Source organism: Vibrio sp. GJ43-1 (assembly GCF_055808835.1).
Genome location: NZ_CM147884.1, coordinates 1,093,875 through 1,107,707 on the forward strand (window position 1 = coordinate 1,093,875; position 13,833 = coordinate 1,107,707).

At 44.2% G+C, this 13,833-nt stretch carries 8 protein-coding genes and 4 pseudogenes; 8 read left to right on the forward strand and 4 right to left on the reverse strand.

Annotation, left to right across the window (positions count from 1 at the left end):
- Nucleotides 1-2 precede the first annotated feature (2 nt).
- Nucleotides 3-1,797, reverse strand: a pseudogene (locus AC0L66_RS05290) (sensor histidine kinase).
- A gap of 536 nt (nucleotides 1,798-2,333) precedes the next feature.
- On the opposite strand from AC0L66_RS05290, the pseudogene tig reads away from it, so the two are divergent.
- The 7 genes and pseudogenes from tig to AC0L66_RS05325 all read left to right on the forward strand — a co-directional run bounded on the left by tig (nucleotide 2,334) and on the right by AC0L66_RS05325 (nucleotide 11,230).
- Nucleotides 2,334-3,640, forward strand: a pseudogene (gene tig, locus AC0L66_RS05295) (trigger factor).
- 102 nt (nucleotides 3,641-3,742) lie between these two features.
- Nucleotides 3,743-4,366, forward strand: a complete 624-nt coding sequence (gene clpP, locus AC0L66_RS05300) for an ATP-dependent Clp endopeptidase proteolytic subunit ClpP (RefSeq protein ID WP_250618449.1) — start codon at nucleotides 3,743-3,745, stop codon at nucleotides 4,364-4,366.
- A 123-nt stretch (nucleotides 4,367-4,489) separates the two neighbouring features.
- Nucleotides 4,490-5,772: pseudogene (gene clpX, locus AC0L66_RS05305) on the forward strand (ATP-dependent protease ATP-binding subunit ClpX).
- 116 nt (nucleotides 5,773-5,888) lie between these two features.
- A pseudogene (gene lon, locus AC0L66_RS05310) lies at nucleotides 5,889-8,242 on the forward strand (endopeptidase La).
- A gap of 194 nt (nucleotides 8,243-8,436) precedes the next feature.
- Nucleotides 8,437-8,709: an HU family DNA-binding protein gene (locus AC0L66_RS05315; RefSeq protein ID WP_102470995.1), complete on the forward strand. Its 273-nt coding sequence runs from the start codon at nucleotides 8,437-8,439 to the stop codon at nucleotides 8,707-8,709.
- 184 nt (nucleotides 8,710-8,893) lie between these two features.
- Nucleotides 8,894-10,753 (forward strand): peptidylprolyl isomerase, encoded by a 1,860-nt coding sequence (ppiD, locus tag AC0L66_RS05320; protein ID WP_473568613.1) that lies wholly within the window; start codon nucleotides 8,894-8,896, stop codon nucleotides 10,751-10,753.
- Nucleotides 10,754-10,933: 180 nt separating this feature from the next.
- Nucleotides 10,934-11,230, forward strand: coding sequence for a ComEA family DNA-binding protein (locus AC0L66_RS05325; protein ID WP_473568614.1), 297 nt, complete (start codon nucleotides 10,934-10,936; stop codon nucleotides 11,228-11,230).
- On the opposite strand, the gene rrtA is transcribed toward AC0L66_RS05325, so the two are convergent.
- Nucleotides 11,218-11,775 (reverse strand): rhombosortase, encoded by a 558-nt coding sequence (gene rrtA / locus AC0L66_RS05330; protein ID WP_473568615.1) that lies wholly within the window; start codon nucleotides 11,773-11,775, stop codon nucleotides 11,218-11,220. The genes AC0L66_RS05325 and rrtA overlap by 13 nt on opposite strands.
- Here rrtA and AC0L66_RS05335 point away from each other — a divergent pair.
- The gene (locus AC0L66_RS05335; RefSeq protein WP_265675949.1) at nucleotides 11,774-12,376 is read left to right on the forward strand and encodes a tRNA-uridine aminocarboxypropyltransferase; all 603 of its coding nucleotides are present in this window, start codon (nucleotides 11,774-11,776) and stop codon (nucleotides 12,374-12,376) included. The two genes, rrtA and AC0L66_RS05335, sit on opposite strands and share 2 nt — an antisense overlap.
- 26 nt (nucleotides 12,377-12,402) lie before the next feature.
- Here the strand turns inward: AC0L66_RS05335 and dgt (AC0L66_RS05340) are convergent, their stop codons facing one another.
- Together dgt (AC0L66_RS05340) and dgt (AC0L66_RS05345) are read right to left on the reverse strand one after the other, a co-directional pair.
- Nucleotides 12,403-13,143, reverse strand: a complete 741-nt coding sequence (gene dgt / locus AC0L66_RS05340; RefSeq protein WP_473569186.1) for a dGTP triphosphohydrolase — start codon at nucleotides 13,141-13,143, stop codon at nucleotides 12,403-12,405.
- A 4-nt stretch (nucleotides 13,144-13,147) separates the two neighbouring features.
- Nucleotides 13,148-13,732, reverse strand: coding sequence for a dGTP triphosphohydrolase (gene dgt / locus AC0L66_RS05345; RefSeq protein ID WP_473568617.1), 585 nt, complete (start codon nucleotides 13,730-13,732; stop codon nucleotides 13,148-13,150).
- Nucleotides 13,733-13,833: the final 101 nt, after the last annotated feature.

Sequence of the window (13,833 nt, forward strand, 5' to 3'; positions counted from 1 at the left end):
GATTATTCCTTAATTATCGTGGCATGACGGGTGGGAAGGGAAACGGTAAAACGCGCACCACCAAGAGGAGAGCGGGCCACGGATATTTTCCCATTGAGGTTGTGGATAATCTGTTGGGAGATCGAAAGCCCCAGCCCTAGTCCGTTATCCTTCGTTGTATAGAAGGGCTCAAATAGTTCACTAAGGGCATGATCGTCTAATCCGGGTCCTGAATCATCGATATGGATATCGACGCTCAGGGTATGTGTTTGAATAGAAATTTCGAGCTGCTTTACCTCATGCAATGCCATTGCTTGAATGGCATTGGTAATTAAATTGATCAGCACTTGCTCAACTTGAATCGGATTGACCCACACCAGAATTTCATCTTCTGTGGCGGTGTAATTAAGGACAACTTGGCTCGTTTTTAATTGTGGTTGAATTAGCTCAAGCGTGGAAAAAATAATGGGTGTTAGGCTGACTTCACACAGTTCATCGGCGTCACTACGCTTGGCAAAGGATTTAAGTTGTTGGCTTATCTTTGCCATACGCTCCGTTAACGCAACAATTCGGGCTAGGTTATCTTCCGCGCGGTCAATTTTTTGTTTTTGTATAAACCGCTGACCATTTTCAGCGAAGCTTCGAATGGCTGCGAGCGGGTTATTCAACTCATGACTAATGCTCGCCGACATTTGTCCAAGTACCGCCAGCTTTGCAGCTTGTATCAGTTCGTCTTGTGTTTTCCGGAGCGCTTTTTCAGTTTTGACTCGTTCATCTATTTCGACATGTAATTCCGAGGTTCTTTCCATCACTAGAAATTCCAGCTTTTGCTTTGCTTCTGCTTGAAGGCGCGCGATTTGTCGATGTTTAGATTGGCGTGTAGCAATCACTACCATAATCAAATAAGCGGTGATAAATAACAGAAACAGGATAAACACAAACGCGAATATATCGATGTAAAGCGTAGAAAGTGGCGTGAGTACCCTCAAAGTGAGATTGGGTACGCCGGAATCTCGTTGGCTCATTAAGTAACTCTGAGTAAACAGAGTATTGTTTGGTTTGGTAATAATGCTCGAGTCTGCCGTCAACAACCCCTTAAAACCGAGATCGGGAATAGACGTAGAGAGATACTGTCTTGAGCGTTTGATGTTATTCAACGTACCTAGCAGACAACGGAGCTAAGCTGTGGAACAGCCATTCCGTTTGGCTTGACATAAAAACCACATGATTATTATCGGTCGCGACATAGATACTGGTATCACTTTGCCAATTTCGCTCAATCGTGGAGAGATCCATCTTAACCACCACAACGCCAATATGCTCGGCGGCGTAGGTCACGGGATAAGAATAATAGTAACCACGTTGTCCAGAAGTTGAGCCCAAGGCAAAGTAAGTGCTCTGTTGACCCCTTATAGCTTGTTGAAAGTAAGGTCTGAAAGCGAAATTTTTACCAATAAAAGAGTGCTTGAGGCGCCAGTTACTCGACGCAATGGTATTACCGAACTTGTCGATGAGATAGGTGTCAGACGCTTGGACAACATGATTGGCTTGCGATAAATAACGGTTAGTGATTTCAAGCTGAGCACTGTTGTTTGGGGTGAGTAGGGCATCGACTAACTCTTTGTCTTGCGATAACAGTTGCGGGATATGACGATATTTATCGAGTTTGCTGTCGATATTTTCAACAAATCGGTTGAGCCAACTTTCATGTTGCTCTTTAAGTAACGCAAAGTTGTGTTGCCAGTACCATTTTCCTCCTAGGGTAGAAAGGACAATAAACAGGACGGTTAGGCCGAATAATATCTGTTTTAATCGCATAGTACCTCCGTCATATCGCTTGTGCATAGGTTAACGAATTTGATGAATATGTGGCGAAAAAGTTATATGAACTGAGAGGTGGCAAGCTAGGAAAGGGGACTTAGTTCGCGTTTTTAAAGGTTTAACAAAAAAAACGTTTATTTTCTTGAAAATGGCAATATTGTCCCCATTTCTGGTTGGAACCGAGAGGAAACTCTTTGGTTTGTTCGTTTCGTTGAGTAATTAGTGACAAAACCACCGATTGATTGGAGTTCGACTCGACACCATAGATTGAGATCGCTAGAATGTCGCGTCTGAAATTTTGTCCTGAGACTAATTGGAGATGCCTTCGAAGTAACCCTTCATAAAAGAAGACGTCACTTATTAGTCCGGTAGTCATGAAATATGTTTGATGATTATCGATACCCATTTAGAAGGTGCATTAGTGCACTAACAAGGATGAAGCTGAAGTATCGTTTAAGTTGATAGTCATATCGTTTACTTGATATGGATGCTCATATGCTCGGCTAACGCTGAGCCAAACTGAGGTTTATAGAATGCAAGTTACTGTTGAAACTCTAGAGGGCCTAGAGCGCCGTCTAAACATTACTGTTCCTGCTGCAAACATCGAAGATGCAGTGACAGCTGAACTACGCAACATCGCGAAAAACCGTCGTTTTGATGGCTTCCGTAAAGGCAAAGTGCCGATGAAAATGGTTGCGCAAATGTACGGTCAAGCAGTACGTCAAGACGTAATGGGCGAAGTAATGCAACGCCACTTTATCGAAGCAATCGTTTCTGAAAAAATCAACCCAGCAGGCGCACCTACGTTCGCTCCTGTTTCAAACGAAGCGGGTCAAGACCTTGTTTTTGCTGCAACGTTTGAAGTTTACCCAGAAGTTGAACTAGCGGGCCTAGAAAACATCGTTGTTGAAAAGCCAGCAACTGAAGTTAACGACTCTGACGTTGAAGAAATGATCGACACGCTACGTAAGCAACAAGCTACGTGGGCTGAAGTTGAAGAAGCTGCAGAAGACGGTAAGCGCGTAACTATCGATTTCGTTGGTTCTATCGATGGCGAAGAATTCGAAGGCGGTAAAGCTGAGAACTTCCCACTAGAGATGGGCGCTGGTCGCATGATCCCTGGTTTTGAAGACGGTGTTAAAGGCAAGACTGCCTAGGCATGGAATTTGAAATCGACGTAAACTTCCCAGAAGATTACCACGCTGAAAACCTAAAAGGTAAAGCGGCGAAATTCGCAATTAAAGTAAGCAAAGTTGAAGCGCGTGAGCTTCCTGAGCTAACTGACGAGTTCGTATCTAAGTTCGGTGTAGCGGAAGGCGGTGTTGAAGCACTTAAAGCTGAAGTTCGCAAAAACATGGAACGTGAGCTTAAGCAAGCGATCAAAAACCGTATCAAAGAGCAAGCACTTGACGGTCTAGTAAAAGAGAACGAAATGGACGTTCCTTCTGCACTTATCGACCAAGAAATTGTTGGTTTACGTCAGCAAGCGGCACAGCGTTTCGGTGGCAACCCTGAAGCAGCTGAGCAACTTCCACGTGAATTGTTCGAAGAGCAAGCTAAGCGCCGCGTAGTGGTTGGTCTTCTTCTTGGTGAAGTAATCAAGTCTGAGAAGCTAGAAGCAAGCGACGAGAAAGTGAAAGCACTTATCGCTGAAATGGCAACAGCATACGAAGATCCAACAGAAGTTATCGCTTACTACGAGCAAAACGAGCAAATGATGAACAACATGCGCAACGTTGCACTAGAAGAGCAAGCGATTGATGCGATTCTTGCTAAAGCACAAGTTTCTGATAAAGAAGTTAGCTTCAACGAGCTAATGAATCAGCAACCAGCTCAATAAGCAATATCTTGTATAGAAGGTTGACTTAGAGTCGACTTCTCTGCTAACAATGGTCCGTATGATGTTTATCATCCGGGCCATTTATTTTAGGGACATAAGAATATGAGCTACCAAGAAAAAAATGCAATGTCGCCAATTATGAACGCGCTAGTACCTATGGTTGTTGAGCAAACTTCCCGTGGTGAACGCTCTTATGATATTTTCTCGCGATTACTAAAAGAACGAATCATTTTCTTGACGGGTCAAGTGGAAGACAACATGGCAAACCTTGTGGTTGCCCAACTGCTTTTCTTAGAATCAGAAAATCCTGACAAAGACATCTTCCTATACATCAATTCACCAGGTGGCAGTGTGACCGCGGGTATGTCGATTTACGACACGATGCAATTCATTAAACCGAATGTAAGTACGTTATGTACTGGTCAAGCTTGTTCAATGGGGGCATTCCTATTGGCGGGTGGTGCACCAGGTAAGCGTTTTGCTCTGCCAAATTCTCGCGTCATGATTCATCAGCCACTTGGTGGTTTCCAAGGGCAAGCGTCGGATATTCAGATCCACGCTCAAGAAATCCTGACAATTAAAGAGAAGCTGAACAAGTTACTCGCTGAGCACTCGGGTCAGCCACTAGAAGTGATTGAAAAAGATACGGATCGCGATAATTTCATGTCAGCGGCACAAGCGGCTGAATACGGCATTATTGATGAGGTATTGACCCAACGAGGTTGATCCATAACGGTTTGATTGTAAATAGACCAAATTGTTCGCCTAGAATGATTAATTCTCGGGCGCATTTTGGTCTAAATTGATATACACTCAAATCATAGAAAGTACAGGCTAAGAGGTTAGCGAATGACAGATAAAAGCAAAGAGAGTGGTAGTGGTAAACTGCTGTACTGCTCTTTCTGTGGCAAAAGTCAGCACGAAGTTCGCAAGCTAATTGCGGGCCCTTCTGTTTACGTCTGCGACGAATGCGTTGATTTATGCAACGACATCATTCGTGAAGAAATTAAAGATGTGCTCCCGAAAAAAGAATCCGAAGCGTTGCCAACGCCAAAAGATATTCGCGCGCACCTCGATGATTATGTAATCGGTCAAGACTACGCAAAAAAAGTGCTTTCAGTTGCGGTATACAATCACTATAAGCGTCTTCGCAATGGTGATACAACAGCTGATGGTGTTGAACTGGGTAAGAGTAACATTCTACTTATCGGTCCAACGGGTAGTGGTAAAACGCTACTTGCTGAAACGCTTGCTCGTTTCCTAGACGTACCATTTACGATGGCTGATGCCACCACATTGACCGAAGCGGGTTATGTGGGTGAGGATGTTGAGAATATTATTCAAAAACTTCTTCAAAAGTGTGACTACGACGTAGCCAAAGCTGAGCGCGGCATCGTTTATATCGATGAGATTGATAAAATCTCGCGTAAAGCGGAAAACCCATCGATCACCCGTGATGTATCTGGTGAGGGTGTTCAGCAAGCACTACTCAAACTCGTTGAAGGCACGATCGCTTCCGTTCCACCACAAGGTGGTCGTAAGCACCCTCAACAAGAATTTCTACAAGTAGACACATCGAAGATTCTGTTTATTTGTGGTGGTGCGTTTGCAGGTCTTGATAAAGTTATCGATCAGCGTGTTGCGACAGGCGCAGGTATTGGTTTTGGCGCTGAAGTACGCTCTAAAGATGAAACTAAGACAGCCTAGGTGAGTTGTTTAAGCAGGTAGAACCTGAAGATTTGGTGAAGTACGGTCTTATTCCGGAATTTATTGGTCGTCTACCCGTTACAACGACATTGACGGAGCTTGATGAAGAAGCGTTGATTCAAATATTGAATGAACCAAAGAATGCCCTAACGAAACAGTACGGTGCGTTATTTGACCTTGAAGGTGCAGAGCTTGAATTCCGTGAAGATGCTTTACGTGCAATTGCGAAAAAAGCAATGGAACGTAAAACCTATGCTCGTGGTCTACGTTCAATCTTAGAAGGTGTCCTTTTAGAGACGATGTATGAGCTGCCATCTGCTACAGGTGTGAGCAAAGTTGTTATTGATGAAAGTGTAATAAACGGTGAATCAGAACCACTGCTTATTTACAGCAATAATGATAATCAGGTCGCAAGTGCAGACTAATTTGCAAGAGTGATAAAAAAGGAGGTATTGGATACCTCCTTTTTTTATTCTTTTATTGAATCCAACGAATACGCCCCCATATACAGAAAATAATACTAAGCGGAAGAGAGAATAATATGAACTTGGAACGTTCCGAGCGTATCGAAATCCCGGTATTGCCTCTGCGCGACGTTGTGGTCTACCCACACATGGTAATTCCTTTGTTTGTTGGCCGCGAAAAGTCCATTAGTTGCTTGGAAGCGGCAATGGATAATGACAAACAAGTCCTACTCGTCGCTCAAAAAGAAGCAGATACTGAAGAACCTACCATTGAAGATCTTTTCACCACAGGCACCGTTGCCACGATTCTTCAATTATTAAAACTTCCAGACGGAACAGTAAAAGTTCTAGTGGAAGGTCAGCAAAGAGCAAAAATCAATCATTACCGTGATGAAGAATTCTTCATGGCGGACGCTGAATTTCTTATTACCCCAGAGCTTGAAGAACGCGAAGAAGAAGTCATCGTTCGTAGTGCTATTGATCAGTTCGAAGGGTTTATTAAGCTAAACAAAAAGATCCCGCCAGAAGTGCTCACGTCACTGAGTGGTATTGATGAGGCTGCACGTCTCGCAGATACGATTGCTGCGCATATGCCACTGAAATTAGTGGATAAGCAACAAGTACTAGAGTTACTTGATGTGTCTGAGCGTTTAGAGTTCTTGATGGGGCAGATGGAGTCTGAAATAGACTTACTGCAAGTTGAGAAGCGTATTCGCGGCCGCGTTAAAAAGCAGATGGAAAAATCACAACGTGAGTACTATCTGAATGAGCAAATGAAAGCGATTCAGAAAGAGCTTGGTGATTTAGACGATGCACCGGATGAATTTGAAGCGCTGAAGGCAAAGATTGAAGAATCCAAAATGCCTCAGGAAGCGAAAGAAAAGACAGAACAAGAGCTGCAAAAGCTTAAAATGATGTCACCAATGTCGGCTGAAGCGACAGTGGTTCGCAGCTATATCGATTGGATGGTCGGCGTACCTTGGGCGAAACGCTCTAAAGTGAAAAAGAACTTGGCGAAAGCTGAGGAAACGCTTAACGAAGACCACTATGGTTTAGAACGTGTTAAAGAGCGCATTCTTGAGTATCTTGCGGTGCAAAACCGTATCAACAAGCTTAAAGGTCCAATCCTTTGTCTTGTTGGTCCTCCAGGCGTTGGTAAAACATCGCTAGGGCGCTCTATTGCGTCAGCTACAGGCCGTAAGTATACACGTATGGCATTAGGCGGGGTTCGAGATGAAGCTGAGATACGCGGTCACAGACGAACGTATATTGGCTCAATGCCGGGTAAGTTGATTCAGAAAATGTCAAAAGTGGGCGTGAAAAACCCATTATTCCTGTTAGATGAAATCGACAAGATGGCCTCTGACATGAGAGGTGACCCTTCATCAGCTTTGCTTGAAGTCCTCGACCCAGAACAAAACAACGCCTTTAACGATCACTATCTAGAAGTGGACTACGATCTGTCTGATGTGATGTTTGTAGCGACGTCTAACTCAATGAATATTCCAGGTCCTTTGCTTGACCGTATGGAAGTGATTCGTTTGTCTGGCTACACCGAAGATGAAAAGCTCAATATTGCTCGTCGTCATTTGGTGGATAAGCAGGTGCAACGTAATGGCTTGAAGCCACACGAAATCGAGATTGAAGATTCAGCGATTATTGGCATTATTCGTTATTACACCCGTGAAGCAGGTGTTCGTAGCCTAGAGCGCGAGATTTCAAAGATCTGTCGTAAAGCGGTGAAGAACATTTTGCTCAACACTGAACTGAAGAAAGTGGTCGTTAATCAAGATAACTTGAAAGAGTTCCTTGGTGTACAACGTTGCGACTTTGGTAAAGCTGACGACAGCAATCGTATTGGTCAGGTAACCTAGTCTTGCTTGGACAGAGGTTGGTGGCGATCTACTTACGATTGAAACCGAGTCAATGGTAGGTAAAGGCAAGTTGACCCAAACCGTATTCATTGGGTGATGTCATGCAAGAGTCTATTCAGGCTGCAATGACAGTGGTACGTGCTCGCGCAGAGAAATTGGGTATTAATACCGATTTTTATGAAAAACGTGATATCCACGTGCACGTTCCTGAAGGAGCAACGCCTAAAGATGGACCAAGTGCGGGTATCGCGATGTGTACCGCTTTAGTGTCTAGTTTAACGGGTAATCCGGTAAAAGCTGAAGTGGCAATGACGGGTGAAATTACTCTTCGTGGCGAAGTACTTCCGATTGGCGGCTTGAAAGAAAAACTCCTTGCGGCGCATCGAGGCGGTATTAAAACCGTGCTGATTCCTAAGGATAATGAACGTGATCTAGAAGAGATTCCTGACAACGTTATTGCCGATTTAAAGGTCATTCCGGTGCAATGGATTGATGATGTACTGGAAGTTGCGCTAGAGCGTTCACCACTTGGCGTCGCATTTGAGCCTGTAAAATAGTGATGTGCTCCAAATTTAGGTAAAAGAAATACGCTGATAAGTAAAAAAAGCTTGTCAGCGTTTTTTTGTCGCACTAACTTTAGCTATGTAACTCTGAACCCTTGATAGACAAGGCTTAGGGTCTTTTATTACTAGAACGGAACTAACGTTACCTTTTTCAAAATAATAACTCGGTAACACTAAGGGGAAACACAGTGAACAAAACTCAATTAGTAGAAAAAATCGCAGAGAACGCAGACCTATCTAAAGCTTCAGCTGGACGTGCGCTAGATGCATTCATCGAAGCAGTAAGCACAACACTAGAAGATGGCGACCAGGTTGCACTAGTTGGCTTTGGTACTTTCAGCGTGCGTACTCGTGCAGCACGTACAGGCCGTAACCCTAAGACGGGTGATGAAATCCAAATCGCAGAAGCAAAAGTACCAGCGTTTAAAGCTGGTAAAGCGCTGAAAGACGCTTGTAACTAATCAATTGTTACAGTTGGAAGTAAATTGATTACCAACTGAGCAAAAATCGAACCTTTTTGGGGTTTGATTGGCTAAAAAGGCCAACCTTTGTTAAATATGCGCATCTTACTGATGCGCATTTCTTTTTCTGATATTATCCTATTCAGTAGAAGATAAACCTTCCTATCTGGAGAGTAATAAAATTATGATGGAGCGAATGCGCGAAGGCGTGAACAGTATCGCTGTTAAGATTATCCTTGGACTCATCATCCTGTCTTTTGTGTTCGCAGGCGTAGGTAGCTACATCGCGGGTGGCAGTGGTAACACCGCAGCAAAAGTTGGCAATGTTGAGATCGGTCGTGGCGAATTCGAGCAGGCTTACCAAAATGAGCGTAATCGAATGCAATCTCAAATGGGCGACTATTTCTCGACGCTCTTGGCTGATCCAAATTATGTGGAATCATTCCGCAAGTCTGTTCTTGATCGCATGATTAACGATGTGCTACTTGAGCAACACGCAGAGTCTTTAGGCCTTCGAATTGGTGACGCTCAGATTCGTCAAATGATTTTAGAAATGCCTCAATTCCAAAGTAACGGAAAGTTTGATCAAGATATTTATCAAGCAACGCTACGACGTGCAGGTTTCAGTGCCGATAGCTTTGCTGAATACTTACGTACAGATTTAGTACGCAACCAACTTCTTTCTGCTTTGCAAGGCAGTGAATTTACGCTTCCTAGCGAAATCGAGTTGCAAAGCCAGCTACTGACTCAAACTCGAGACATTAAGACGTTGACGCTCTCTCTTGCAGAGTTTGCACAGCAAGCGCAGATTACTGACGAAGAAATTCAGCAGTACTACGATGCTAACCCTGCGCAATTTACTCGCCCTGAACAGCTAAAAGTATCTTACGTTGAATTATCTGCTCAAGCGCTAAAAGACAACGTAGAAATTTCAGACGAGCAAATTCAGCAGTACTACGATGAGCACTTAGATAAGTACTCTACGTCGGAGCAGCGTAAAGTGAGTCACATCTTGGTTCAAGGTGATGATGAAGCTAAAGCACAAGCTATCTTAGACGAATTGAATGCAGGGGCTGACTTTGCAACATTGGCGCAAGAGAAATCTGAAGACATCGGCAGTGCTGAAGAAGGCGGTTCTTTAGGTTGGATCGAGCGTGACGTTATGGACCCTGCATTTGAAGAAGCCGCGTTTGGGCTTAAAAATGTCGGTGACGTAACAGCGCTAGTGAAATCTGACTTTGGTTATCACATCATTAAACTTGATGAAATCAAAGCTTCAGAGTCTAAGCCTTTAGCTGAAGTCAAAGATGAAATTTCTGCAGAGCTGCTTGATCAACTTGCGGTTGATGATTTTTATAACTTACAAAATGAGTTGGAAAAAATCGCCTTTGAATACCCTGATTCACTTGATGATGCTGCCGCTGCAATTAAGCAAAATGTAGTAACAACAGACTTTATCTCACTATCAGAATTGCCAGACGTACTACAGAACCAATCAGTAGTACAAGCGCTTCAATCACCTGAAGTGAAGGAAGACGGCTTGAACTCTGAGGCAATGGAAGTCGCGCCAGAACATATTGTAGTTGTTCGTGTCGAAGACATTCGTGCTGAAACCGTATTACCTCTTGATGAAGTAAAAGCGCAAGTGACCTCACAACTAGCAAGCGTGAAAGGTGAGCAAGCGGCGATGGAGCTTGGCGTTCAACTCGTTAACGAACTCAAAGAAGGCAACACTGACGCTCTGACGGAGAACCAGTTAAGCTTTGGTGAGCTTGAAACGATTGATCGTAGTTCAGCACTGGCTGGTACCGTCTTTGCAATGACGAAACCAGCAGAAGGCGCGTTGACCTTTGCTCAAGCGAAAGACGCGGACGGCAATGTCGTAGTGGTAGAGCTGAGTAAAGTGGCGTCAAATGCTGATCCTATGTATAACGAGCAAATTAGTGCTCAGATGGAGCGTGCTGCAACTCAACAAGACTTAGCATCAGTGCTAACGATTCTGCGTAAAAACACAGAGATTGAGTACTTCATTGTTTCTGAGTAAATGTTGTTGAGTAACTCGCTGAGCTGACGAGAAACCCTCGTGAGATCACGAAAACAATGCAACTGATAGTCGAATAAAAACGGGTCGCGAAAGCGGCCCGTTTTATTTTAGGTATTGTCATCTGGTCATTCTTGATGCTGAGTGTATTTTGAGGAATCACTAATCAGAGAGGGATCAGAAATGAAAGTATTGCTGTCAGTTTGGCTTATTGTATTGTGTGCATTGAGTCCACTATCAACGAGCTTCGCCGCCAAAGCCGATAAGCTAGAAGGCATCGAAATTACCGTTAATGTGAATCAAGCAACACCAGAAGAAATTGCCGCGTTACTTAACGGCATTGGTATTGAAAAAGCAAAAAGTATTGTTGAGTATCGCGATACGCACGGCGACTTCAAAACCATTGATGACCTGACGCAAGTGAAAGGCGTGGGGCCTGCTACGGTTGAAAAAACCGTGCCAGAATCTTATTGTAAATGACGTTTTTGATATAGCCAGTACAATAACGCAAACGTAAATCCAGCGCCCACGCCGATTGCGTGGGCCTCGGTTGCCACATTGGCAGCAATCAAATCTTGTGTGGAGGCTGACGCACCAAATACCGATTCCCACCCCACCTTTATGCTCACGCCCAGCACCAACCACACACTGCTCATTCTTCCGGATAGCCACTCGGTCAATGCCCAGTAGGCAAACAGGCCGTGCAAGACGCCAGAGAGTCCCAAGTAGGCATCAAGGGGCGTGACTAGCAAGCCAACCCCCACAGAGAGCGATAATAGTGCGAGCAGGGTATACAGCGCTTTTACGGTGGGTTTAAATAAATAGCAAATCACGACAAGTCCTGCCATATTCATCGCTAAATGAGCAAGGTTGGTGTGAGAGAAATTTCCTGTTACTATCCGCCACCATTCACCGTTATAAATAGCCTCACGATGCCACACGGCCCAATTTTGGAGATCGGGTATTTGTAACACCATGCAAAGTAGTAAGATGAGAGCCAGTCTTATGACGAAAGAAAAGGTCATGTTGCGATATTGTCCTCAATGTTTTAAGGCAAAGCGTGCCTGTATCTGTCAATGGATTACATCAATTAACAGCCGATCTGAATTGATTATCTTGCAGCATCCAAGTGAGGAAAAACGCCCACTTGGAACCGCTAAAATACTGCAGCTGTCCTTGCCTTCGACACAGGTATTCATTGGTGAAGACTTTTCAGATGATACTGCACTTAACGCATTATTGGCAGATGACAGTGTTCGAACTTGCGTGTTATTTCTTGGTGAGCAATCTCAGCCACTAGAGCAGCTCGATCAAACCCATGACACACGTCCGTTTCGTATTATTTTACTCGATGGTACATGGAAAAAGGCCTATAAGATTTGGACGTTATCAACGAACCTTCATAAGCTGCCAATGGTGCAATTACCAACGGATCTTGAAGGCGATTATCGTATTCGAAAAGCCCCAACGAGTAATGCTTTGTCAACAGTGGAAGCGGGCTACCATATTTTATCTATTCTCGAGCCTGAGCAAGATTTTTCCGCGCTACTTTTTGCGTTTAACCAAATGATTGAGTTTCATATCTCGCAGATGCCACCAGGAGTTTTCGAGCGAAATTACGAATAGACGACCAATGTGAATAAGGGCTGTCATTAATGCGAATGCGCCGCAAATAATTGTTGGTGCATTTTTTGTGCGTAGCCGTCAGTCATCGCAGAAATATAATCGGCGATGACTCGCATTCCGTTCCCCTCTTGCGCTTGAGCATTCAACCAAATCTCTTTTGTGGACTCGGGTAACAAGCGAGCTGGATCCGCACTGAACGCTTCAAAAAGATCCATAATAATCTGCTGACCTTTATACTCAAAAATCTGAACCCGTGGCACTTGTATAACGTGCTCACTAACAAATTGTTTGAGGATGGTGAGTACATGCGCCATTTCAGGTTCTAAGAAGGCATTGAACTGAAGCAAAGGCGAATCAAAGGCAATATCAGCATGCGGTGTGATACAAATGCTCGTGAGTAACGCGTTTACAATGCCCCCAATGGCGTCTTTTCTTTGGTAATGTTTGCCAGAGAATAGCAACTCAGTAATGGCATCAAAATGCTGCGTAAACCATGAATTAGCTTGTAAAGACAGTTGACCTTCAATACTGGCTCGCCAAACCTCCTTATTGATTAACTCAAGCACAATGGCATCTTCGAGGTCGTGAACCCCATAAGCAATATCATCCGCCAACTCCATAATGGAGCAGTCTAGAGATTTGAATTTGGTTTTGTGGTGCTGGTGACATTTCGGTAGTGGTGTACGCATTTGTTGTAACTGCGATTGGTCACTTTGGCTGAGTGGCTGTGTGACCCATTCAAATTGCGCGTTATCTTGGTCATAAATGCCTTTAGCTTGATGACCAGTCTTTGGCTTTTAACTGACGTTGATGTGCGACAGGCTCTGGCTGAATTCTTGCGCAGGTTTGGCTCAAGTATGCAGGATACTTGAGCAAGCCAAGTAATGTTCGGCGAGTTAAGTTCATCCCGTTATGTTCGGTGTAGGGCTCAAGCTGTGACACGATCCGAAATGTCTGGGCGTTGCCTTCAAAGCCGCCAAAGTCTCTCATCATATAGTTTAACGCGACTTCACCACCATGTCCGTATGGGGGGTGACCTATATCATGTGCAAGGCATAGCGTTTCAATTAAAGCATCACTAGGTAAAATGTCTAGGTACTCAGGCTGCTTTTGACGCAACTGAGAAACAATACCAGAGCCAATTTGTGCCGCCTCAAGTGAGTGTGTAAGGCGAGTTCGATGAAAGTCATTGCCTCCGGTGCCATGAACCTGTGTTTTAGCTTGCAGGCGACGAAAAGCGGCAGAATGCAGGACTCGGGCTCTATCTCTTTGATAAGGGTCCCTATGATCATTCCTGCGTAGTTTGTGCTCATCACTGTGTCTTGATTGCCAAATCAACGGTTGTTCTAGCTGCATTGGGTTACCACTCTCATTACGCTCTATCGTGTCGCTTTTTCAGGGAACGGCGACGGAGATATTAGGTTTCTATTCGCTGCCTTGCCGCTTCGCGTCTTAAT